The 24,505-nt window shown below is 50.0% G+C and carries 21 protein-coding genes; 3 read left to right on the top strand and 18 right to left on the bottom strand.

Annotated features, from left to right (window positions below; genetic code table 11):
* The first annotated feature begins 278 nt into the window (after positions 1-278).
* Positions 279-1,304 (top strand): substrate-binding domain-containing protein, encoded by a 1,026-nt coding sequence (locus CEF13_RS02550; RefSeq protein WP_243864684.1) that lies wholly within the window; start codon positions 279-281, stop codon positions 1,302-1,304.
* Positions 1,305-1,451: 147 nt separating this feature from the next.
* Here the strand turns inward: CEF13_RS02550 and CEF13_RS02545 are convergent, their stop codons facing one another.
* The 9 genes from CEF13_RS02545 to CEF13_RS02505 all read right to left on the bottom strand — a co-directional run bounded on the left by CEF13_RS02545 (position 1,452) and on the right by CEF13_RS02505 (position 12,913).
* Entirely contained in the window at positions 1,452-2,012 is a 561-nt protein-coding gene (locus CEF13_RS02545; RefSeq protein WP_102709275.1) for a hypothetical protein, read from the bottom strand.
* A gap of 148 nt (positions 2,013-2,160) precedes the next feature.
* Positions 2,161-2,349: a hypothetical protein gene (locus CEF13_RS02540; protein WP_102709274.1), complete on the bottom strand. Its 189-nt coding sequence runs from the start codon at positions 2,347-2,349 to the stop codon at positions 2,161-2,163.
* A 182-nt stretch (positions 2,350-2,531) separates the two neighbouring features.
* The gene (locus CEF13_RS02535) at positions 2,532-2,753 is read right to left on the bottom strand and encodes a hypothetical protein (protein WP_102709273.1); all 222 of its coding nucleotides are present in this window, start codon (positions 2,751-2,753) and stop codon (positions 2,532-2,534) included.
* 139 nt (positions 2,754-2,892) lie between these two features.
* Positions 2,893-3,321: a PaaI family thioesterase gene (locus CEF13_RS02530; protein WP_102716168.1), complete on the bottom strand. Its 429-nt coding sequence runs from the start codon at positions 3,319-3,321 to the stop codon at positions 2,893-2,895.
* 5 nt (positions 3,322-3,326) lie between these two features.
* On the bottom strand, positions 3,327-5,117 hold the full coding sequence (locus CEF13_RS02525) for a long-chain-fatty-acid--CoA ligase (protein WP_102709272.1): 1,791 nt from the start codon (positions 5,115-5,117) through the stop codon (positions 3,327-3,329).
* A gap of 15 nt (positions 5,118-5,132) precedes the next feature.
* Complete coding sequence (locus CEF13_RS02520; protein ID WP_102709271.1) at positions 5,133-6,902, bottom strand: acyl-CoA dehydrogenase family protein; 1,770 nt, start codon at positions 6,900-6,902, stop codon at positions 5,133-5,135.
* Between the two features lie 24 nt (positions 6,903-6,926).
* The gene (locus CEF13_RS02515; RefSeq protein ID WP_102709270.1) at positions 6,927-8,156 is read right to left on the bottom strand and encodes an acetyl-CoA C-acyltransferase; all 1,230 of its coding nucleotides are present in this window, start codon (positions 8,154-8,156) and stop codon (positions 6,927-6,929) included.
* A gap of 42 nt (positions 8,157-8,198) precedes the next feature.
* Complete coding sequence (locus CEF13_RS02510; protein WP_102709269.1) at positions 8,199-10,643, bottom strand: 3-hydroxyacyl-CoA dehydrogenase/enoyl-CoA hydratase family protein; 2,445 nt, start codon at positions 10,641-10,643, stop codon at positions 8,199-8,201.
* Positions 10,644-10,678: 35 nt separating this feature from the next.
* Positions 10,679-12,913, bottom strand: a complete 2,235-nt coding sequence (locus CEF13_RS02505; protein ID WP_208414628.1) for a (Fe-S)-binding protein — start codon at positions 12,911-12,913, stop codon at positions 10,679-10,681.
* Positions 12,914-13,350: 437 nt separating this feature from the next.
* On the opposite strand from CEF13_RS02505, the gene CEF13_RS02500 reads away from it, so the two are divergent.
* The gene (locus CEF13_RS02500; protein ID WP_102716166.1) at positions 13,351-14,190 is read left to right on the top strand and encodes an electron transfer flavoprotein subunit beta/FixA family protein; all 840 of its coding nucleotides are present in this window, start codon (positions 13,351-13,353) and stop codon (positions 14,188-14,190) included.
* A gap of 310 nt (positions 14,191-14,500) precedes the next feature.
* On the top strand, positions 14,501-15,490 hold the full coding sequence (locus CEF13_RS02495) for an electron transfer flavoprotein subunit alpha/FixB family protein (RefSeq protein WP_102709268.1): 990 nt from the start codon (positions 14,501-14,503) through the stop codon (positions 15,488-15,490).
* Between the two features lie 428 nt (positions 15,491-15,918).
* On the opposite strand, the gene CEF13_RS02490 is transcribed toward CEF13_RS02495, so the two are convergent.
* From CEF13_RS02490 to CEF13_RS02450, 9 genes are all read right to left on the bottom strand, one after another.
* Entirely contained in the window at positions 15,919-17,115 is a 1,197-nt protein-coding gene (locus tag CEF13_RS02490) for a CynX/NimT family MFS transporter (protein WP_102716165.1), read from the bottom strand.
* A gap of 87 nt (positions 17,116-17,202) precedes the next feature.
* The gene (locus CEF13_RS02485) at positions 17,203-17,889 is read right to left on the bottom strand and encodes a FadR/GntR family transcriptional regulator (RefSeq protein ID WP_102709267.1); all 687 of its coding nucleotides are present in this window, start codon (positions 17,887-17,889) and stop codon (positions 17,203-17,205) included.
* Between the two features lie 157 nt (positions 17,890-18,046).
* Complete coding sequence (locus CEF13_RS02480; protein ID WP_102709266.1) at positions 18,047-19,159, bottom strand: Ger(x)C family spore germination protein; 1,113 nt, start codon at positions 19,157-19,159, stop codon at positions 18,047-18,049.
* The gene (locus tag CEF13_RS02475) at positions 19,156-20,256 is read right to left on the bottom strand and encodes a GerAB/ArcD/ProY family transporter (protein WP_102709265.1); all 1,101 of its coding nucleotides are present in this window, start codon (positions 20,254-20,256) and stop codon (positions 19,156-19,158) included. The genes CEF13_RS02480 and CEF13_RS02475 overlap by 4 nt, the downstream gene beginning before the upstream one ends.
* Complete coding sequence (locus tag CEF13_RS02470; protein WP_102709264.1) at positions 20,253-21,797, bottom strand: spore germination protein; 1,545 nt, start codon at positions 21,795-21,797, stop codon at positions 20,253-20,255. Before CEF13_RS02470 ends, CEF13_RS02475 begins: the two co-directional genes overlap by 4 nt.
* A gap of 219 nt (positions 21,798-22,016) precedes the next feature.
* Positions 22,017-22,688: an SOS response-associated peptidase gene (locus tag CEF13_RS02465; protein WP_102709263.1), complete on the bottom strand. Its 672-nt coding sequence runs from the start codon at positions 22,686-22,688 to the stop codon at positions 22,017-22,019.
* A gap of 117 nt (positions 22,689-22,805) precedes the next feature.
* Positions 22,806-23,657 carry an AraC family transcriptional regulator gene (locus tag CEF13_RS02460; protein ID WP_102709262.1) on the bottom strand — a complete coding sequence of 284 codons (852 nt, stop codon included), beginning with the start codon at positions 23,655-23,657 and terminating at the stop codon, positions 22,806-22,808.
* 290 nt (positions 23,658-23,947) lie between these two features.
* Complete coding sequence (locus tag CEF13_RS02455; RefSeq protein ID WP_102709261.1) at positions 23,948-24,157, bottom strand: hypothetical protein; 210 nt, start codon at positions 24,155-24,157, stop codon at positions 23,948-23,950.
* Complete coding sequence (locus CEF13_RS02450) at positions 24,142-24,420, bottom strand: hypothetical protein (RefSeq protein WP_102709260.1); 279 nt, start codon at positions 24,418-24,420, stop codon at positions 24,142-24,144. The genes CEF13_RS02455 and CEF13_RS02450 overlap by 16 nt, the downstream gene beginning before the upstream one ends.
* Between the last annotated feature and the right edge of the window lie 85 nt (positions 24,421-24,505).

The raw sequence follows: 24,505 nt of genomic DNA, 5'->3' as shown, positions 1-24,505 counted from the left end.
AAGTCCCCCTCTATTTCAACCTTGATCGTAATAAAATTGATAAAATTACCAAAAACCTTACGTGAACCATTAAGTAACGTTACAATAGAATTACTATTCTTCATTACTTTTATTAACGTTCATTATTAATGACAAGAATTAAAATGTCAATTAAAACTGTAAAGTTAACAAATACCCTTTAATAACTGTTCCTTTTTCGTGTAAAATACGATATAATTTGTAACGTTACAAAACATTCACTCAACTGATTATCAACTAATCGGAAAGGAGCGGTTCCCTTGAAGCAGCAGAAAGTGACCATGCAAATGATTGCGGAAACTTTAAAAATCTCTAAAAACTCCGTGTCGCAGGCTCTTACGGGCAAGGATGGGGTCAGCGAGGAAACGAGGCAGCTGGTTATTCAAACAGCGGAACGGCTCGGTTATTCCTACTCCGAAACCCGAAAGAAAAAGCAGAATGAGCGGAACGGAAGCATTGCTTTGATTGCTTCAGACTTCGCGTTCTCCCAAAGAAGCTTTTTTGGAGAAATTTATTTATCTATCGAACAGGAATGCTCCAAGCATGGAATGACTTTACAGATCCAACCCATAAATCCTCATGCGAGAGATAACCTTGTGTTACCGTCCTTTCTACAAAACCAATCGGTCGACGGCGTGCTGGTTCTTTCTCACATTAGTACCGAATATATTAATGCCGTCTTAGCTACAGGCATTCCGACCGTGCTCATTGACCATCATCATCCGAATATCCATGCGGATTGCATATTAACGAACAATCGCTTTGGCGGATATGAGGCGGTTCATCATTTAATCAAGCTGGGACATAAAAAAATCGGCTTTTTAGGCGATATCTCTTTCTCTCCCAGCTATCATGAAAGACTGGAAGGCTACAACCTGGCGATGAACGAGGCCGGTCTGGAGATTAATCCGGAGTGGTTGATAAAGGATATTGCTGAGGAGGCTGCTAACGTAACCAACAAGCTGTCACAGCTGGCTTCCATGCCTACGGCATGGTTTTGCGTTAACGACGGATTAGGTTTTTTATTAATTTCGTCCTTACAGCAGATGGGCTACAAGGTGCCTGATGATTTCTCCGTATGCAGCTTCGATAACGGACAATTGTCACGAATCAATACCCCGACAACAACTACGATTGCAGTCGATTTAAGCAAGTATGGTCAAAAAGCGTTTAAACAGCTGCTTTGGAGAATGAATAATCCAGCAGAATCCTTCTACGAAATTCATCTTCCAACCACCTTGATCGAAAGAGAATCGACAAGCCGGCGGTCAGACGATAATAACTAAACAGTTTCTGATTTTAAACAACTCTTTTGCAAGCAGATACGCGTGAAAGAGTTGTTTGGCAGTACTGGAAATATACCCTTAACGGCATAAACAAAAAAGCTTTGCAGCCTGTTCAAGAACAGGAGCAAAGCTATACGATAACCCCTCTTAATCATAACCGCCCTCTGCTTCGGGCAGCTTTTTGTATTCTTCTTTGTCTTCCACAAGATGCTGGATATAGGTTCGCAGTTCCAGCAATTGCTTCGCATCATTCGTCAACTCACAATGCTTTTCCGACCAAGTAAATGATTTTGTTTCTCCATTCAACCTAATTTCCCAGCTATCTTCATTATAAGGGATAACACCACAATTACTGGTGGATGGTGCCAGCACTTTCGTTCCCATGATGTTTATTTCCCGCATTTTCTCATAAATGCTTTTTAGCTCTTCCGGGGTAAAAGTGATGTTTGCAGTTGCCGTCCCCTTCACTATCAAATCTTTCGTGACCGTATGTTCATAGGTGTTAATCTCATTTTTCTGGGCTTCTCCATAGCCGTAACGTACAATGAAATTGAAGTCATTCGGCATTTCCGTCTGCATATTGTTTTGCTGCTCAATGACTTTAATTGGCGGCGGTTCACTTTCGGAGCTTCCCTCTACATTTGCTTTCGTTCCGCAACCGGTTGCTGCAAGAAGCAGTATAAACAATAAGTACGATATTCGTTTCATTGCGCGGCCATCCCCCTTAGCAGAAGCATCAACTATACTAACCATTCACTCATTAAAGACTTCCAGCATTAAGTAAATGTTGCATAAAAAACAAAAAGGCTTTGCTGCCTGTTCAAGAACAGGAGCAAAGCCTTGCTATACGTGTGAGCTAGCTGACCGAAGAGTTGATTCTGCATAATTCATCTTGAACCAATATGGTTAATTCATCCTCGTAACCACCTGTAATACGGTACTTACGAATGTATTCCTTAACAAATTTACGCGGGTCCTTGGGTTGAAAAATTCTCGTTAGTTCCTTCAGGCTTTCCTTGACTTCATTTTGACTATGTTTCGCCATGAAATCTCCTCCCCTTTACGTTGGATGGTCGTCCTAAACAGCAATGTACGAGACCGCATGCGATGTTGATACACCGCAAGAACCCCCACTCGGTGCAGCTAGCTCATGGCTAATTAGTCACAATGTTTGCATTTTTCTTACTATTATAACATTTAGGTTATAAATAAGAAAGTGAACAATTTTTAATCCTGCCGCATAGCTTGTTCGGAAACTGCCTCCGGGCTCTGTCCATTATCCTTTGCTGCCGCTGGATATTTCGGACGTGGAGGTGAGACAATGGGTGCCGACTGCGCTCGCGAATCGAGACGGTCTTTACGAAACATTCTTAAATAAGCGATTACGCAAATAACAGCAATTACAATTCCAAATGCTAAAACAAGCAGCGTTACCCAGCCCTGCACCATATTCTCACCTCCTCTCCCATAATACATGTATCGGAATATTTCACGTTATTATGAATCTTTTTCCATCTGCAAGTTCTTTCCATATATTTGGTATTATAGCGAATCCGGCACGGTCAAGCAAATAACGGGCAGCATATGTTCAAATAAGCCGGTATGCGCCGCTTCCCCATGCCAGCAGCTTGCCGTTATCATCCTTCACCTGTGCACCAAGCGTTAATGTACGGTTCGTTCTATGCACCAGCTCTGCCTCGCAAAGCAGCACCCCTCCCTTGCTGCTGGAGAGGAATTGTGTATTCATATTCGCAGTAACCGTTCTTTCATCCGCTGCAGCCAGCATCACGACAAGCCCCATTGCATTATCTAACAGCGACATTAGAACACCGCCATGAACGATACCTAGCAAATTCAAATGACGCTCTGACGCATCGAGGCTAATCGTCGCTTTAGCGGAGTTCGCCTGTACAATCTCACAGCCCAGCAATCCCCAGAACGTCGCCTGCGCTCGTTCGGCCAGCTTTGATAGATGCCCGGCTTGATCGCCCTGTTGAATGAGCCATTCCTCATCCATGCCGTTCATCCTCCTTCATCCTCGGTCGAACGATTCTTCCTGGCTTCGGACTCAGCCTCCTCCTCCTGCAGCTTCCGCCTTAGTACCTTTCCGATCATTGTTTTTGGAAGCGTTTCCCGAAATGTGTATTGATGCGGCACTTTATAGGCGGCCAGCCGTTCTCTGCACCAGCGATCCAATTGACTGCTTGATACATGCCAGCCATCCTTGAACACGACAAAAGCCTTCACTGTCTCGCCGCGATACGGGTCACTCACACCGACTACTGCCGCTTCACGCACAGCCGGATGCTCGAACAGCACCTCCTCCACCTCGCGCGGATAAATATTAAAACCGCCCGCAATGATCACATCTTTAATTCGATCCATAATTGTAAAATAACCCTCTTCGTCCATCGTTGCCAAATCTCCGGTGTATAGCCAGCCGTCCCGCAATACCTGCTCTGTCTCCTCAGGCTTATTCCAATAGCCCTTCATCACCTGTGGTCCGCGAACGACCAGCTCGCCCAGCTCTCCCACGCCTAAGCGCTCACCTGTAGCGGGGTCAACAATAGCAGCATCTGTATCCGGTAAAGGCACACCTATTGTGCCGATTTTGCGTCGTCCCCATATTGGATTAGCATGGGCTACCGGAGAAGACTCCGATAGGCCATAGCCTTCAATTAGCCTTCCTCCGGTAAGCAGCTCGAACTGCTCCTGCACCTCAAGCGGCAGAGCAGCAGAACCGCTAATACATACATTAATGGATGAGAGATCTGTTTTAGCAGAATCCTTATGATGAATGAGCGCTACATACATCGTCGGAGCGCCCGGAAATATCGTCGGCTTCTGCTGCGTAATCGTATGCAGCACGGTCTCTGCCTCAAATCGCGGCAGTAGAATAAGTGTACCCGCTCGGAAGACGGACATATTCATTAATACCGTTAATCCAAATACATGAAACAGCGGCAGCGCAGCAAGAAATCGTTCTTTGGCATCCTCGGCCTTATAGCACCATGCCGAAATCTGTATTGTATTCGCAACGAGATTTCGATGCGTCAGCATCACGCCCTTAGGTGTTCCAGTCGTTCCTCCCGTATATTGCAGCGCCGCCAGATCAGCACCTTTGGCTGGGTCAGGCAAAGAAGCTGCTTCCTTATTCACTGCAAGCAGCTTCTTGTAGGCAACGACTCCTAAGCTGCCATAGGGAATGGTTGCACGAAAGCCTTCTTTCCGCTGTTTAAGGGGATAGAGCATATTTTTTGGAAAAGGCAGTCCGTCCTTAATCGATGTGATAACCGCATGCCGCAGCTTTGGCAGTGCCCCCGTCGCCGGCTGATCGCCTCTGACACGGGATAAGCGGGGATAGAGCAGGTCAACCGTAATAATAGCGACAGCACCGCTGTCCGCGAGCTGATGCTCCAGCTCCCGCTCCACATACAGCGGATTTGTCTCTACGACGACGGCTCCCGCAAGCAGCACGCCATAGAAGGCAATGACCGCCTGCGGACAATTCGGAAGCATAATGGCAACGCGATCTCCCTTAGCTACGCCAAGCGACACCAGACCCGCCGCTAAACGAACCGCATCGGCATGAAGCTCGCGGTACGTTAGCGTTTTGCCAAGGAAATGAAGCGCCTTTTGATTGGGATAGCGATCAACCGCATTCAGCAGAAATTGAACGACACTCTGATCAGGATAGTGAAGCGAAGGAGGTACTTCCTCCGGATAATAAAGAAGCCAAGGGCGCGCCGGCTCCTGAGATCCAGCAGACTCTTGTTCGGGCAAAAGCGGGTCTTGCGGTATGAGCGGATCCATCTATGCTCTCCCCCTTCACACGATATAATGCTCGCTTCGAATTATTCGAGCAGCAATCATTCGCTTCAATGAAACGGTATCGGATAGCGGCGCCCGCATCAGCTTCTTCAGGACCGACAGCTGCATTTGCAGTCCGTCCCCTTGCTCAAGCGCGGTAAGCGCAAGCTTCGCAAGCGATTCAACTCTTTCCATCGCCTCCTGCACGAATACGGTCGTCATATGGATGACATGCTCCGTTTTGTCCGAGACTCCGCTTGCTTTTACTATTTTTTGTGTACGAAGAAGAGCACTTTCCATTGCAAATATTTCAATCATTAGATCCGCAAGGGAGCACAGCACCTCCTGCTCCTGCTCCAAGCGCATCCCCAGCTTCTGAACAGCAAGCCCGCCGACAGCAAGAAACGTCTTCTTTGCTTGGCCGACGCGGAACGCTTCCTTGCTAAGCGGTTTTTCGAATGAAGGGAGCGGCATAGGCTGAACCAGCTCAGCTTGGAGCGCACGCGCTTTCCGCAGTAATGGCAGCTCTCCTTTAAGCGCTTTTTTCATCAAGGTACCGGGAATGAGCATGCGGTTAATTTCATTCGTTCCTTCAAAAATCCGATTAATCCGCGAATCCCGGTATATCCGCTCCACCTTATACTCCCGAATATAGCCGTAGCCTCCGTGAATTTGCACACCTTCATCCGCAATGAAATCAAGCGTTTCAGAGGCAAATACTTTCACAATCGAGCATTCTATCGCATACTCGCTTATTGCCTTTGCCGCTCCCATCCCATCGTCTGATTCCGCCCACCGCAGCATCGCATCAATCCAGCCTGCCGTCCGGTAGACCATGCTCTCCAGCACGTAGGTTCGAATATTCATGTCGGCCAGCTTAGCGCCGATCAGCGGATAAGAGGATATGGCGCGCCCGAACTGCTTGCGCGTATTCGCATAGGTAGATGCCAGCTCAATCGTCTCCTTCGACGACCCGAGGCATGCCGCTCCCAGCTTAAATCGACCAATATTCAAAATATTAAATGCGATTTGATGTCCTTTGCCAACCTCCCCTAGCACATTTTCAACAGGTACAGCCACATCTTCGAAATATAAAGGGCAGGTGGAAGAACCCTTGATGCCCATCTTATGCTCCTCCGGCCCAATACTGAACCCCGGCATTCCCTTCTCGACAATAAAAGCGGTAAAGTATTCACCATCGATCTTGGCATACACAATAAACAAGTCGGCAAAGCCGGCGTTCGTAATATACAGCTTGGAGCCGTTCAATATATAATGCTTGCCGCTTGGCGATAGTCTGGCTGTCGTCTTCGCCCCTAATGCATCCGAGCCGGAAGCCGGCTCTGTCAAGCAATAGGCTGCAATTCGCTCGCCGGAAGCAAGCAGCGGCAGATAGGCTTGCTTCTGTGCAGGGGTGCCAAAAAACACGATCGGCAGCGTACCGATTCCCGTATGCGCGCCGACTGAAAGGGCGAACGAGGAGGAACGCGACAAGGTTTCTGCCAGAATAGTTGTGCTTACCTTATCAAGTCCCAGCCCCCCGTAGGCTTCCGGCACATCCGCTCCCAGCAGTCCGAGATCTCCGGCCTTGCGCATGAGCTCCACAGTGAGGTCGTAATTAAGCGCTTCTATATCCGCGTCGCGCGGCGCAAGCTCCACCTCCATGAACTGCTGCGCCGCCTCAGCCATCATCCTCTGCTCATCCGTGAAATCCTCAGGCGTCACGACCAATTCTGGATCGCTGTCCTCCACGACAAACCGTCCGCCAAAACGTATCGTTTCCTTCATGCGCAGTTCTCCCTTCCGCTTAACTTAATGAGGTTGATCAGCTTCTCCATACACCTCGATCACTCCGGCTGCGCCCATCCCTCCTCCTATGCACATCGACACAACGCCGATTCCTCCGCCCCGGCGGCTCAGCTCATGAATAAGTGATACCGTCAGCTTCGTTCCCGTACAGCCGAGCGGATGACCGAGCGCAATGGCTCCTCCGTTGACATTCACGAGCTCCGGATTAATGCCCAGCTCATTAATAATAGGAATACATTGCGCTGCAAAAGCTTCATTTATCTCAAATAGATCAACCTGTTCGAGCGAAATGCCTGCCCGGCTCAAAGCTTTGGGAATCGCCTCAATCGGTCCGATGCCCATAATTTCTGGAGCGACGCCTGCCACGCTGTAGCCGCGGAATGCAGCAAGCGGGCGCAAGCCCAGCTCTGCCGCACGGCTGCGGCTCATGACGATGACAGCTGCCGCTCCATCGCTCATCTGCGAGGCGTTGCCTGCTGTAACCGTCCCTTCACGCGCGAAGGAAGGCTTGAGCGGCGCCAGCGTCTGCTCCGTCGTTTCTGGCCGCACTCCTTCATCTGTATGGAATTCAAATACGCTCTCCCAAGGCCGGCCAGCATCATTCACGCCCGAGCGCGTAACGGTCAAAGGTACGATCTCCGCTTGAAAGCGCCCCGCTTCAATGGCCGCGGCTGCCTTCCGATGACTTGCCGAAGCGAAGGCATCCTGCGCTTGACGCGTAACGCCGTAACGCCTTGCAACCTCTTCCGCCGTGTGCCCCATTCCCATATACACTTCAGGCCGCGCATCTACAATCGCGGGATGAGGCGACAGCTTAAAGCCCGTCATCGGCACATGACTCATGCTCTCGACGCCGCCTGCTGCGACAACACTCGCATCGCCAAGCCGTATCCGTTCCGCAGCGTAAGCAATAGCCTGCAGACCGGAAGCACAGAAGCGGTTGACGGTTACGGCAGGCGTCGTTACCGGCAAGCCTGCATATAACGAAATGACGCGTGCGAAATTAAGTCCCTGCTCGCCTTCCGGCATCGCACAGCCGATGATGACATCCTCAATGAGCGCCGGCGATAGTTCAGGCACTCGCTCCAGCGCGCCTTGGAGAACAGCCCGGCCTAAATCCTCCGCCCTCGTCTCCGCCAAGCTTCCCTTCGATGCTTTGCCGACCGCCGTTCGAACCGCGGCTACGATAACAGCATCGAGGTCATGATCGGTAAACGGTGATACAGCTGACATAGTGATTTCCTCCTTTGGTAGAACAAAGCTTAGATTGCTGCGCTAATTGCGCAGCGGCTTTCCCGTCGAAAGCATATGGCTCATGCGGTCCTGCGTCTTGCGTTCACCGCACAAGCTGAGGAAGGCTTCACATTCGAGGTCGAGCAAGTACGACTCGCTTACCTCTGTACCCGGCTGGATATCGCCTCCCGCGAGCACATGCGCCAGTTTGCCGGCGATAAGAGCATCATGCTCGCTAATGTGGCCGCCCAGCTGCATCGCTTGAACCGCTACCTTGAGCACCGCTTTCCCCTCGCGTCCAGCAGCGCGAATTCGCGTCTCGGCCAGCGGCGTATAGCCTGCTCGGTCCAGCTCAAGCACGGCGCGCTTCGCTTCCGCGATCCGCGAGTCCTGCCGCATAATGACAAAGTCCTGCGGCCGCATCAGTCCCAGCCGGCTAACCTCATGGCCGCTAGAGGACGTCTTGGCTAGCGCAATCGTCTCAAACAAGACATTCAAATGCGGCTGCAGGTCTCCTCCTGTCTTGCCGCCGTTTGCAGTATGCGCCCGTTCAGCTGCCATCGCAGCCGCTTCCTTGCAGCCCCCGCCCGCAGGAATAAGGCCAACTCCCGTTTCAACTAATCCGAAATAAGTTTCCGGTGAGTAAATAATCCGGTCCGCTGGCAAGCATGCCTCTACCCCGCCGCCCAGCGTCATCCGGTGCGGTGCGGCAACGACTGGACGATCCAGCCGCTTCAGCTCCAGCATGCTGCTTTGGAAGAAGCGAATAATTTCCTCGACCTCATCCCACTCGCCGTTCTGCGCCTCCATCAGCAGCAGCATCAAATTCGCGCCTACGCAGAAATTTCTACCTTCATTAGCGATTACAAGCCCGCGCCAGTTTTGGGATACCTCTTCCGCGGTCTGGCGAATAGCCGTTAATATATCTCCACCGATTGCATTGTTGGGAGAGTGGAACTCCAGAAGCACAACTTCATCGCCGATATCGATTAAGCTGGCGCCGGATGTAGAGAGTACGGTTTTGCCGGAAGCTTTCAACGCTGCTAATGAGATTACATCCGCCTCCGGCGTTTCCAGCTTATATGCTCCGCTTGCCGCATACGTCCGTTGGTTCTTCTCCATTACATAGAAGCTTTGATTGCCAGCCTCGACCCATTCCGCCACCCACGCCGGTATTTTTTCGCCCTCCTTCCGCATTTGCTGCACCGATTCCACAAGACCGATTGCATCCCACAGCTCAAAGGGCCCAAGCTCCCAATTAAAGCCCCAGCGCATGGCGCGGTCGATATCCGAGATGGAATCGGCAATTATGCCGACCTGGGCAGCCGAATAAAGCAACGTTTTCTTAATGGTAGACCATGCAAATTGAGCATAACGGTCACGCGGGTCCGTTCGGAGCAATGCCTTCACCTTCGCCGCAGCTCCCTTGGCAGTCTTGGCTGCGTCGATAACAGGCGAGTTGATCGGGCGTTTGGCCCCATATTCCATCGTATCCAGCTTCAGCGATTGGATTTCACTGCCGTCCTTCCCCTTCACTTTGCGATAAAAGCCTGCTCCCGACTTTTCACCCAGTCGTCCCGCCGCCGTTAACTGTTCCAATAACGCTGGTCTGGCATACGCAGCCCGCTCTTCCTCGTCGCTGCTTCTCTCCCGCACATTATCTATGACATGCAGCAGCGTATCGAGTCCTACCAAATCCATCATCCGAAAGGTCGCCGTCTTCGGCCTTCCCATCGCCGGCCCCGTCAGTGCATCCACTTCCTCTACTGTAAGCCCAAAGCTCAGCGTATCCTCAAGCGTCACCAGCATGCCGTAGGAGCCGATCCGATTCGCAATAAAGTTTGGCGTATCCTTGGCGATTACGACGCCCTTGCCAAGCCGTTTCTCGCAAACCTCTTTGAGCAGCCGAACGACCTCGGGGATCGTGTCCGCAGTAGGCACAATCTCAACAAGCTTCATATAGCGGGGCGGATTAAAAAAATGCGTCACTCCAAAATGCTGCCGAAACTCCTCGCTCCTCCCCTCCGCCATTGATGCAGCGGATAAGCCTGACGTATTCGTTGTTACAATTGTTCCTGGCCTCCGTGCCGACTCGATGGCCGCAAGCACCTGCTGCTTAATATCCAGCCGTTCGACAACCGCTTCAACGATCCAATCCGCTTCTCCGAGCGCAGCGAGATGGTCGGAGAGATTGCCTGGCGTGATTCGTGCGGTCCAAGCAGAATCATAGAGCTGCGCCGGCTGGGCCTTGCTCATCCGCGCAATGGCGCTGCTCGCCAGACGGCTGCGCACCTTGGTATCCTCCAGCTTCAGCCCTAGCTTCTCTTCCTCCGGCGTCAACGCCTGCGGAACCACATCCAGCAGCACGACGCGCATGCCCGCATTCGCCAGATGAGCGGCAATGCCCGCTCCCATCACACCCGAGCCAATTACGGCGGCTTTGCGAATGGAGCTGGCGTTTTTTGGCGATGCCTGAATCGACGTCATAAGTCCCCTCCTCCTCTATCCTTTCATTCACTGGCTTAGTCACCAAATATACTTTCTGCCAGCAGCTCTGCCACATCGCGGGCAATTACTTTCTCGTCTGCGGACAAAGCCTTCAGACCGTCTTCCATCATCGTTAAGCAGTACGGACAGGCGGAGCTGATAACCGTCGGCTTCACCTCCAGCGCCTGGACGGTCCTTGCGTGATTGACGCGCGTTCCCGAATGCTCCTCCATCCACATGAGCCCGCCTCCTGCGCCGCAGCACATTCCGTTTGAACGGGAGCGCTCCATCTCCTCGATCGTTACACCCGGAATCGCTCGCAGCAGATTGCGCGGCGCCTCATACGTATCGTTGTAGCGTCCAAGGTAGCAGGAATCATGAACCGTAACACGCTCAGCTATTTCATACACCGGAATTAGCAAGCCTTCATCCAACAGCCTGGCGAGCAGCTCCGTATGATGCTCGATGCGAATGCCCCCGTCTAGACCGAAATCAGGGTATTCATTTTTGAACGTATTGAATGTATGCGGACAAGCCGTCACGATGTGAGTGACGCCGTACTTGGTGAGCGTATTGATATTTTCACGGCACAGCTCCTGGAACAGCAGCTCATTCCCGACACGCCTTGCCGTGTCGCCCGAGCTTTTCTCCTCAAGACCGAGCGTAGCGAAGCTGACCCCCGCATAGCTGAGCAGCCGCACCACATCATAGAGGACGCGGCGGCTGCGCATATCATAGGCGCCCATAGAGCCGGCCCATAGCAGAATGTCGGCTTTGCGGCCTTGCTGCTTCAGCTCTTGCATCGTCTCAACGCGTATGCCGGTCCGGCTCTCGCAATCGGCGATCCACGCTGCCCGCTCGGCACGCGGCAGCCCCCAAGGGTTGCTTTGCCGCTCAATATTTTGCAAAGCGCGCTGGCCGTCGGAAGGCAATTTACCTTCCATCAGCACGAGATAACGCCGCATATCGATAATTTTGTCCACATGCTCATTCCCGACTGGACACACCTCCTCGCAATTGCGGCAGGTCGTACATGCCCACAGCTCTTCCTCGGTTATGACCTCGCCGATGAGCTCCACCTCCTCCGGTTTAACTCCTTTTCGTTTATTCCAAGCTTCCGCTTGCGCGTTCATCGTCGGCTCGATCATCGTCCCACCTTCCGCTGCAGTCTCCCATGCTGGAATCACAGCTCCCATCATATGGGCGTGAGGCTCCTTCGATTCCCTCTCCCATAGACCAGCAGGCAGCCAAGGCGATTTGGACGTGATCGCAGCTCCTTTCTCCGTCAAATGATCCCTCAGCTTCACGATGAGATGCATCGGCGAGAGCAGCTTGCCGGTACTCGAGGCTGGACAAACATTGGTGCATCGTCCGCATTCCACGCATGCATACAGATCAACCAGCTGCTTTTGTGTAAAATGCTCCACCTTCCCCGCGCCGAAATACTCCGCTTCTTCATCCTCCAGATTCAAAGGTGCAAGGCGGCCTGGCGGCGTGCTGCGCCGGAACCATAAATTAACCGGAGCGATCAACAGATGGAAATGCTTCGACTGCGGCACATAGACAAGAAAGCTGAGCAGCACAAGCAGATGCAGCCACCAAAACCATTCAAAGCCGGCATGAGCAGCCAGGCTGCCCGGTTGTACGCCAGCCGTATGAATCAGCTTCGCAAGCACGCTGCTAATTGGCGCATAATTTGAAGCTGCAAGCGAAGAACCATTGCCGCTCGATGAAAGCCTCTCGAACGCTAAGCTGAAAAGAATCGTGAACATCAGCGTCCCAATAAACCACATGACGAGCGACGGCTTCCAGCCGCGCTTCAGCCGCGGAAGCCGTTCCCCATACCTCCGGAAGGCGCCATAAAGAACAGCCGCCAGAACTAACGCTACCGTCACCTCCTGCGTCCAAGTAAACCAATCATAATAAGGAACCTGAAGCGGCTTGCCTCCGTTTAGCCCCTTCCATATCAAATCTGCCGCACCAAGCTGAAGCACAATAAAGCCATAGAAGTAAACCAGATGCATGATGCCGCTTCTGACATCATTCAACAGCTTGCGATGCCCGAATACTTGACCAGCAAAGCTGTTTTTACTTTTGCTTTGGCGTTTGTACCGAGCAAATACCGTCGGTACACCCAGCCGGATATAATCGACTCGCCTCATCACAACTGCTGCAAACATCCATATAGCAAACAGCACAATGGATGCGAACAACAGCCATCTGCCCCATTCCACCAGCTGTTCAGATATGGTGGATATCGAAAGCGACATCGCTGCTCCATATCCGCTCCAAGCTGTCAGCCCCTCGAACAGTAAAACCTTAAAAGCAATCGCCATGTGCCCGGACAGTAAAACCTTAATTGCAATCGCTATGTCCCCCAGCAGTAAAACCTTAATTGCAATCGCCATGTGTCCGGTCAGTAAAACCATAAATGCAATCTCCATGTGCCCGCCCCTCCTTGTATGCCGGTTCATGCAACCAACACGCCTAGCGCGAAGCAGTTGGACAAGTAATAAAGCGCTTTCAAAAATAGCCGCGGTGCTTTATGTATATGAGCTTTCAATCGCGAACATGCCGCCCTCAGGCGATGAAACAGAGCGGTCTATTCCGCGTGGGCCGATCATATCGTAGCACTGATGGACAGTATGCAGCTTAACGGACGAGATCAGGACTAACGTTGATCCAAGCTTAGAAAGGAGCTTCTATGCTGAAAATAGTGGTGCTTCTCAAACAAACCTTTGATACGGAAGAGAAAATAATGCTTACGCAAGCGGGCGTGGATGAAAGCGATGCAAAGTTTATTATTAATCCTTACGACGAGTATGCATTAGAAGAAGCCATACGGCAGCGGGAGCTGCTTGGCGGAGAGGTCATCGTCGTCACTTGCGGGCCTGAACGCTCCCAAGAAGCGCTCCGAACAGCGCTTGCTATTGGAGCAGATGAGGCTATTCGGCTGGACGGAGAGGCTTTGTCACAGGACGCCTCGTCGCTAGCTGCTGCCTTAGCCGCTGTCATCGAGCCGCTTGCGCCCGACCTGCTGCTGGCGGGCTTATTTGCGGTTGACAGCGGCTCCGGAAGCGTCGCGCTTCAAGTCGCCGAGCGGCTCCAGCTGCCTCATGCCTCCGCAGCTGTAAAGCTGACGATCGCTTCCGCAGCAGAGCTAAGTGCTTTGGGCGAAGCCATAAGCGCGCCGGATGGACACAGCGCTAAACATTATGCCCTCATCGAGCGCGATGTCGAGGGCGATACGGAAACCGTGTCAATTCCGCTGCCAGCGCTCATTACAGCCCAGCAAGGGCTCAACGAGCCCCGCTATCCTTCTTTGCCCGGCATTATGAAAGCCAAGCGCAAGCCGCTTCGGACGGTGACGGTCAGCGAGCTGTTCGGCAGCGATGCAGCTGCAGCCGAGCATGCTTCACCTCGCACCGTGCGCGCGCAGCTTATCCCACCGCCGCCTCGCACAGCCGGCAAGCGTCTTCCCGGCGCGCCGGCCGAGCAAGCGGCCGCGCTCATCGCGCTGCTTCGGACCGAGGCTAAGCTGCTGTAGCTATGGGTAGGAGAAAGACAGTGATATAGAAGACGGGATGCTGCAAGTGCAAACCTCCTTGGGTGGCATTCATTCGTTGAAGAACGGGAGAATGTTAGTCATTACACTGATGGATTTAGGCAGACCGCACGAAATCCCTAGGGTAGAGTGAACGATGCTGCAGGTACGGCCCAGTTCGTTCATTGAAGAATGGGAGGATGTTAGTTAATAAACGAGAAAATTGATGCTGCCTCCACGAACTCTCAGGGTAGAAAGAACGATGTTGTTTGTTGAGGGATGACCATAGGTTAGAGGAAAGGAGCTGCTTCATATGTCCAAAACGATTCTGGTGTTTGCGGAGAGCCGGGACGGCGTGCTCCGCCGCGTGGCGCTGGAGGCGCTCGGCGCAGCGCGGCGGCTCGCAGGCAAGGACGGCGCTGTCCATGCCGTCCTTGCCTGCTCCGGCGGCGCGGCGGAAGAAGCCGCCGCGCTCACAGCGCGGGGGGCGGACGTCGTGCATATTGCCGACGATCCTTCCCTCCGCGCCTATGCGCCCGAGGCGTACATCGCCGCCCTCGGCGCAGCCATGGCTGCGGTGCGGCCGGACGCGCTGTTGCTCGGCCACACCGCAATGGGGCGCGAGCTCGCGCCCCGCGTGGCCGCGGCCCATGGCGCCGGCCACATCGCCGACGTCACCGCCATCGAAGCTTCTGACGATGGCGGCGACGTCGGCTTCATTCGCCCGCTCTACGCCGGCAAGGCGTTCGAGCGGCGCAGCTTTCTGCCGGGCCATCCGTGGGTCATCACGGTGCGCCCGAATAATTTGCCGGCGGCGGATGTGCTGGACGCCGCCGAACAGACAGGCACCGTTACGGCTCTGCCGTTCACGGTGCCGCGGCTTTACACCGCCGTGCGCAGCCTTGTGCGGCGCGCCGGCGGCGAACTTGATCTCGCCGAAGCCGACGTCGTCGTATCCGGCGGCCGAGGCGTGCGCAGCGCGGCGGGCTTCGAGCCGCTGCGCGCGCTGGCTTCCGCGCTAGGCGGCGCGGTCGGTGCCTCCCGCGGCGCCTGCGACGCAGGCTATTGCGATTATGCCCTGCAGATTGGGCAAACCGGCAAGGTTGTAACACCGCAGCTATATATCGCCTGCGGCATTAGCGGCGCTATTCAGCATTTGGCCGGCATGAGCCAGTCTCGCGTCATCGTTGCCATCAACAAAGACGCCGACGCCCCCATCTTCGGCGTCGCCGATTACGGCATCGTCGGCGACCTGTTCGAGATTGTGCCTCTGCTATCAGCAGAGCTGCAGCAGCTTCGCTAGCAAACCCTGCTCTTTTGGCTCTTCCACATAACCTTACGGACACCAGAGCTGTTATTCATACGATTTCTTCGCATTTGGAGTGGCTTACGGACATGAGTCCCGCTATTCCCGTTGCCAAGGGCCATATTTGCTTGTTTTCCGCCCAATAACGACTCTGGTGTCCACTAACCTCCCTTTGAAGGCACATTTGCAGCATATAACGGCTCCTATGTCCGTTAGCTCCAGTCATATGCCTATCCACGAAGGTGGAGCTGGGCATTGAGCACATTGAGCACATCGCACACGAAAAAAACACCTGATTCAGGTGTTTTTTTGTACATATTCATCCAGCAGCATATAATGGCTCCTAAGTCCATTAGCTCGATTAATATGCCATTGCACGAAAGTGAAGTTGGTTATGAAGCCGATTGTTTATTGCATATTTCAACTCATACTCTCCCAGCAGCATCCGCGCTGCCAATCACTCTATTCCGCCCCGCAGAAACGCCAAAGAAAAATAATAGAACCGTTATTCCGAGCAGTACAATAAGCGGCGCAGTCCAGCCGTTTGAAATATCATGCAAATAGCCGAATAAAGTAGGTCCCAATGCTGCCAGTAAATAGCCTACTGATTGCGCCATTCCCGATAATTCAGCAGCATCATGCGCATTTGCAGTACGAAGCCCAAACATCATCATAGCTAGGCTGAAGGCGCAGCCCGATCCAACTCCGATCAATAAAACTCCAATAATGACTACAGTATGGTTTCCTGAAAGTAGTCCTCCAATGCCAATAAAGAATAATGCTGCCGTCAGCATCATTAGAGCAACTTGGTTTTGCATTCGTCCAGCCATAATCGGTACGATAAAAGTTACCGGAAGCAAACATATCTGCATCAAGGAGAGGATCCAGCCTGCAGAGTCGGAGCTCATCCCCAAATTTCCTAGAATATCTGGCAGCCATGATACGACGACGTAGAAAAGCATCGATTGCAAGCCCATAAATAAAGTAACATGCCATGCGAGCGGCGACTTCCATAAGCTGGTCCGCTTTTCGCTCGATGCTGATGTTTTAACCTTTTGGCTTGGATTTCGTCTTATTTGAGGAATCCACACAATCAGAGCAATCAAAGCAAGCAAGCTCCATATCCCGAGTGCTCCCTTCCATCCGAGCCCGGCTCCAGCCGATAGCGGAACACTGATTCCAGATGCGATGGCACCACTTAAATTCATGGCTACCGAGTAAATGCCGATCATTAAGCCAATTCTCAAAGGGTAATTTTGTTTAATCAAGCTTGGCATGAGTACGTTGCAAATCGAAATTCCGAGGCCTAGTATGACTGTACCGAGCAGCAGTGAACTAATGCCTAATGAAGAGCGCAGTGCCATTCCTATAACAAGAAGAATCAATGATCCGAATAGAACGGTTGACGTTCCGAATCGGCGGGCTAGCTTAGGCGCAATAGGCGAAAGTAGGGCAAATGCCAGCAGCGGGAGCGTAGTAATCATGCCAGCTAACGTATTCGATATGCCTAAGTCATCCCGTATCGTTCCGATAAGCGGGCCTACTGAAGTGAGTGGCGCACGCATATTAGCCGCAATCAAAATAATGCCTAAAACAAGCAGCCATCCCTTGGATGCGTGCATTTCTTGCGTGCTTGACTTATGTTGTGAGTCCCGCTTCTTGGATGCACCCATTTCTTTTGTGCCTGACTTATGTTGTGAAGCATCCACTTAATTTTCCTCCATCTCTACCTCTTGTTTTAATTGATAAATATATTGCTGCACAATTTCCGCAGCGGCAGCGGCATCTTGCACGGCAATAGCCTCTACCAGCTGATGATGTTCGTTCGGAGGAAGCGCATCGGCAACCTTTTTTCTTAAAAAGATAGTAATTGATTCCTTAATCGCTTCGGTAATATGCGCATAAAGATCAATGAGCATGCCGTTACCGCTTGATTCCACGATGGCCTGATGCAATTTAATATCCGCGTCCACATACATCTCGATATCGTGAACGGCTGTAAACGAGCTGCATTCCTGCTGAAAAAAACGAATCCGCTCCAAGTCCTGTTCCGTCCGCCTTTCAGCGGACAGCCTTGCTGCTTCCTGCTCAAGCGCATTTCTCACTTCCAGCGTATGGAGCAAGCTCGACTTCTGAATTCGGCGTTGAATAGCCGCGCCAAGCATGCTGCTGGAGGTCACATAGGTCCCGTCCCCTTGTCTCGTTGTTAACACACCCGTATGACAGAGTGCCTTTATGCCTTCACGCAGTGTATTGCGGCTAACGTTAAGCTCTTCTACAAGCTCTGGCTCGGCTGGTATTTTTTGGCCTACAGGCCATTCGCAGGAATCAATTAACGCTTCTATTTGCAGGATCACTTGATCCACAAGAGTAAGGCGAGTTGTCTTACTAAGCATCTTTCAAACCTCCAAACATAGGATGATTGGTTCTTTGCTTTAACTATATCATATTAATGATATACATGGCTAATCCCTAACAAGCTTAACTACGCTGCCGAAGAACTAATTTGCATCAAAAAAGACAGGCGAATATTACATTCGACCTGTCCTTTAATCACTTCGTTGATCCCATTGATAGTATTTTTACTTTTACTTTTGCATGAACTTCCGCTTTGGAGAACGTATCTTCCCAGTTATCCTGAACCTGTTTCCAGTGGGGATATTCATAGGCTCTCGCATATAAGCCAAGTCCGAATGGATCGACCTTAGCCCGCTGAACCTTTTTGACCAATTGCTCTATTTTCTTTTCAAGCTCTTTTTGAATTTCCTTCTCGAGTTCTGCTTCTTTTTTCATTATATCATAGCGGAACAGACGCTCCGTCACGACTATTCTCATGTCAATGCCATAATTGAATATAAATTTGTCATCCGCAAAACTTGTCTTTACTTTGACTTTAGTAGCATTAGGAAAAAAGCTCATTCTATTTTTTTGGAACAACCCGCTACTCGGCTGCTCTGGAAGCTGGATAGTGAAGCTAAATTCCCCATCCGTTTCATTTTGTAAAATTCTTAGCCATTTGGTTTCGTCCAGGTCCAGTGACAGCTTGTATAAACCATCGCGATTCAATATAGAGGTTCCTGTTATCGTGACTTCGCCGTCTTTTTTCAGCTCCGTCACAGTGGGACTTTCTCCTTTCTCCCAAAATTGACGATGAAGCTCTTGAAGCGAAGTTTTGACGGTTAAATTTTGTTCGTGAGCTGTATCAATCAGCTTCAATAAGTATACTGGGAGACGCGGTTTATCTTTAGGCTTGAATTTCATGAGCTCCTCCACCGCGCCGTCTACAAGAACGACCCGAGACAATGTTGTGTTCTGCCCGTTCCGATAAATCGTGTCCAAAATATTGAACCAATCTTTATGTTGAAACACACGTTTGCCGATGAGCAGCATTTGAACCTTGCCTCGACTCGATAAAGCCGTAATTGTGGCATCGAATTCTCCTTCAGATTGTTCCGGAGTGATCGCGATAACGGACGTGTTCTCTTCCTTCTCCTCCGCTTCTTTATTAAAGACCGGGCTGGAGGACGAAATAACTAGACGGTTATCTTCATCGAGATCAATCCCTACCATTAAGGAAAGGGAAATATCTTCAATATCGACCTCATCGACGCAGCCTGGCAGAACGGTGAGCGACAATAGTAGACAAACGAAATAAATTCGCTTCACTTAGATTCACTCCGTTGAAACCGATTGTAAATACCAACATAGATGTAAAGCAAGAACGGGAATAAATAGGCGAATCCGATCCCTGCTTGATTTATGATCTGCGTCCACTTATTTGACTCATTCCAGGAGGGGTGGGTGAGTAAGATGAGCAAAATAATGAACACTACCAGTATAGCGGCAATCGCTTGGGAATTCTTTTTGCCAAGCCATATTTCCGTGCTAAGGATTGCCCCGAACGCATATGGAAGCCAACAGGTCGTTACCACAAATAAATAAAGAGCCAAGAAAACCATGTCAAAACGCTCTATGAAGTGGAATTCAATCACTTTCAGTAAATTGAAAACAGGCTCATTATATTCTGTAATGCCATCAGGACTAAAAAAAGCAAAGCTTATCAAGGTGATTCCTAGATGTATGGCTAATGTAATCGTGTTAGCTAGGACGACTCCCCGTACAGCCAAATGCTTTTTTTGAAGAAAGGGGTATATAACAAATAAAATCTCAAATCCGAGAAACGGATAAATCGTAGCTGCTACTCCTTGGAATATGGGCAGCCAGCCCTCTTTAACAATCGGCAGCAGATGAATCCAGTGACTGTCTTTTATAGCGAAAATTAAAATAAGAAACAACCAAATAGTCATATAAAAAACAAGCTCGCTATAACGGCCCAATACACGCGCGCCTTTGCTCGCTACCAAATACCCAGGCACAATCAACAAAATCATCACCACATAGTCTGGAGTCATCGGCAAAAACCATCCCTTGACATATAGCATCGTGGCTATGAGTATGTTCCAGACCATAAAAGCGAAATAAACAATGATGGGGAGGATTAAAATTCTCCCTACTATTTTACCAAAGAGACGGATCAATAAATCCGGTAAGGTATCGTTCGGATACTTCTTAAATACCTTTATGATTACTACACTGGCAATCAAATTGCAGCACCATGCCAGAATGACTGAAATCCAACCGTCCGTTCCTGCTTTCTCAGCGAGAATCCTAGGCAGAGCAAATATCCCCGTACCGACTTGACTCCCATGAAGTATGAATACAAATTGTAAAAATGTGATTTGGTTAGCCGCATATTTCTTCAAGAATCCTCACCGCCGCGCTCGCTATTATGTCCCTGTCTAAAGGTTTGCACTGCTCCTGTGCTTTTTGGCCGCTTATTCATTCCCCACAGTGGGATTCGGATAAATACATCCTTCATATCGGGGAATCTCATCGGAGCCAGCGGACTGCCATAAGGAGTTCCCATGGACTCAAGGGAAACGAAATGAGCAACTAATACAATTGCACCGCATACAATACCGATAATTCCAAACATCGCTGCCAATATCATCATGGGAAACCGCAGAAGCCGAATGGTAGCGCCCATATCATAAATAGGAATAATGAAGGAAGCAATGGCGGTGGAGGAAACGACGATGACCATAATATTGCTGACAAGTCCAGCTTGTACAGCAGCTTGGCCGATTATAATACCACCCACAATTCCTATCGTTTGTCCGATTTGAGCGGGCAAACGAATTCCAGCCTCTCTCAACATTTCAAGCATGATTTCCATTATTATGGCTTCTACTATTGGAGGGAACGGAATTCGCGCTCTCGTCTCCGCTATCGATAGAATGAACTGAAAAGGTATCACTTCATAGTTAAATGAGATGAGCGCAATATACACAGACGGCAAAAATAAGGCGATAAATAATGCAAAAAACCGCAGAATCCGAGTGAACGAAGCAATCGTCCAGCGGGCATTGTAATCATCGATGCTTTGAAAAAATGTGGTAAAGTTAACAGGCGTAATCAACACTGTGGGTGACTTATCCACCACCAATGCATACCTTCCCTGGAGAATATGCGATGCTGTCGTATCCGGCTTCTCCGTCAATATAACCTGCGGGAAAGGGGAGAACGGACTATCCTCCAGAAATTCTGCCAGCTCACCCGTATTCATAACCGCATCAACATCAATCTGTTTCATCCTTTTCTCAAGTTCCTTGAGCACATCCGGATGAGCCACATCAGCTAAATATATTATTGAGCATTTGGATTTTCCGCGTTCTCCTACCGTTATTTCCTTTATCTTAAGCTGCTGGTTGGGAATATACCTGCGAATTAACGCGATATTCTGACTCCCCGTTTCAACAAAGCTCTGATGAGCCCCTCGAAGAGACGCTTCGATCCGTGAATCCTCGACCGCTCTTTGCGGCCACCCTTTGGTCTCGTAAATACGAACCTTCGACTGCCCATTAATAAAGAGCACACTATCCCCTTGTAAAATGGAATTTTCAATGTCATCCCATTTCGATACTACACGAACACTCCCTAAACTTACTTCTGGTATTTCATTATCAATAGCTCCACGATGGATCAACTCATGCAGAATGTTATTGTTTATCAAATCCTTGTTAACCAAGCCTTCCAGATATACAAGTGAAGCTGCAGTACCAACCTGTTCCATTTGAATTCGGCGAATAACCAAATCAGGAGTCAAATCAAAAAACTGCTGAAGATGCTTTATGTTATCGGACAGCTCGCTGCTAACCGAACTAGCACTTGAAGAATCCGATTTAGACAGCTCACTGTACTTTGAACTGCCCCATCCTAGCAGAAACTTTAATAATGCAAACATAACGGATCATCCTACCTCCACCTGTGACTGATTTCAAATAAAAGGAATATATTTAAGGATCTACCATAAGGACAATAATGATACGCACGATCAGCTAAATATTGCAGGTTTTGAATTGGTAATGGTTATTATGTCCATTTTTCGACAAAAAAAGAGCGTCATCCGTCCAACCGCTTTATCAAGAAAGCGGTCAAACGAATAACACTCAATGTTAAAAACTCAGGCAAAGTCTGGTCTGATCTCCCTGATGCAATCCGGGGATTCGTACAAATCATCATGAACTGCATTTGTGACGGGATAAGCGCGCATGAGATAGGAGTCCATCGCCTCCAAATGCTTGCGCAGGCTGCTGAACTCCGTTATACAGGGATTAAGCCAATCCTCTATGCCCTCTTCATCCAAAATAACCGGAACGCGAGGCTGCCAGACTGACATTGCACCTGAAGCGGCGGCGGTGATCATCGTGAAGGCACGCACTTCCTTGCCGCTTACATTTTTCCAGCAATCATAAATGCCCGCAATCCCGAATAACTGCTGGCTTGGAATAATAACGTGCATGGCCCGCGGTTCGCGTTCCTTCCCGAACTGCTTCTGTCCATAGAATCCGCTGCACGGGAGAATACAACGCTGTCTGCGCAGCATTCTCCCGAGAAACGGCTTCCCCATCAAGGTCATATGATCCGCATTTACGGAATCCTTCGCCCAGAACGGGAACAACCCCCACCTTGACTCCTGCATCGTCCTCTGATCAAATCGATCATTCATAACAATCGACACATTCTGTGTCGGAACCACGTTGAACCGATTGGTATATCCGCGGACAACTTTTTTCACTTGAAACATATCCACCATATCATTAATATCTGCCGTTAACGAAAACCGTTCAATCATCGCGACCACCCTTTTCACGTTGTTTGAACCAGTTTTTGTTAAAACAAAATAAATTATGCATGGAACATACAGAAGCTATAACGATTATTTCAATACTTTTGACTTTTATTATCTCAATTACATGGTGAACCGTTTCCGAAATTTCAGCGGCGGCATCCCCGTATGCGCTGCGAAAAGTCGAGAGAAATGCGGCGTTTGGCGAAAGCCCGTTTCCTCTGCAACGCGTGCAATGGTCCAATCAGTCTTAATAAGCAGCAGCTTCGCTTGATCCAATCGATAATACAGCAAATATTGCTGCGGCGTGCAATCAAACACCTCAGCCATACAGCGTGTTATGTAATTGGTATGAAGCTGCAATACATCGCTCAGCATCGTGTTGCTGATAGGCGTACGATAATTCAGCTTTAAATAAGCTGCTGCCCGCTCCGCTACCGATACAGCAGCCTTCGCGGCATCTGAGCGCCAGCCCTCATCAAGCATCTGCAGCAAGTGCAGAAAGCGCTGCTGACGGTCCCAGAATGCGCCGTGCGATGAGCTTTTGGCTGCTTCGTGCAGCTGTTGGAATATAAGCTTCGCTTCATCGGGATACGTTAATTTCATTTTTTTGGGCAGACGTATAGCATATGTATAATAATCACCGCGAAGCGATCCGCATTGGTTGCCGACCGTTTCTTCCCAGGCTCCTACCGTTTGGAAATGGATCCAATCAAACACCGTTTCCTCATCGCAAGGACGAGTCGAGTAATGCCAGCGGTCCGGCCGCAGAATGAGCACATCTCCCGGTCCTAGTGTCCAGCTATGGTTATCTTCTGCTACATGCAGCGAGCCCTTATTCACGAATAACAAATCAAAAACGCCAAGATTCGTCCGATTAGGATGCTCTTCTCCTGCGTGATAGGTTAATCGGTTCGATTCAATAAAGAACGGTAATGGGGGCGAGCGAAACGTTAGCAATAAATCCTCTGACAATCTAATCTCTCCTCTTAAAAGTTTTGCGCAGCAAAACTTGACTTCGTAAGCATTCGCTTAGTTTTGCAGAGCAAAACTTTACTTCGTAAGCATTCACTTAAAAGTTATATGCAGTAAATCGCACTTTGCATGCAATTCCATGTGCAAATATGCAAAAATACTAATGACCATGTTACTTGTGATCCCTTCATTTGTCTATAAAAAAACGAAACCTCAGCCGCATCTTTGAAAGGATGCAGCCGAGGCTCATAAAAGACAGCTAGAATCAGCTATTCTCGATATTTTTTCATTTAGATTGCACATGTACAGTCCAAGTTTAATGGAGCAGCTGATGGCAGCATGCTTTTGACTAAATACATATAATCGAGAGATTGCTTATACGTATCTTCGTTTGGCTTAAAGACAACGCGCTCGCCGCCCAGTACCGATAGCACCTCAATGCGGCTGGGCAGCCTCCCGAATGCACTCTTGCAAAAAACCGACGTCATATGGAAAAGCAAATCAAGCACATCCCCATCCAAGTCAGGCGATTAGTCCACCATTTCTCGACCAGTTCCTCCAATACAGCATGTGTACGTAATTGAAGCGGAAGCATATAGAATTCATTGACGCTGTGCAAGGCAGCGAATAGAACCATTTGTCGCCAGCTGACCTTGCTTGACCGCTTGCGATCCGACTTTATTTCGCCGAATCGTTCTGTTCCACGCACCAGTTGTTCCAGCTTATAATCTTCTATTCGTATTAATGCTGGTGCTTGCTCCATCGTCTCAGTCGCCTCTCATTCTGCAAACTTACTTAACACATTGGACTGCTCACTTAACACGGGTAGGCATATTATGCTCCTATCC

This window comes from Paenibacillus castaneae (assembly GCF_002884445.1).
Taxonomy (GTDB): Bacteria; Bacillota; Bacilli; order Paenibacillales; family Paenibacillaceae; genus Pristimantibacillus; species Pristimantibacillus castaneae.
Note: the sequence above shows the minus strand (reverse complement) of the source record. Positions and strands in the feature narration are given on the sequence as shown.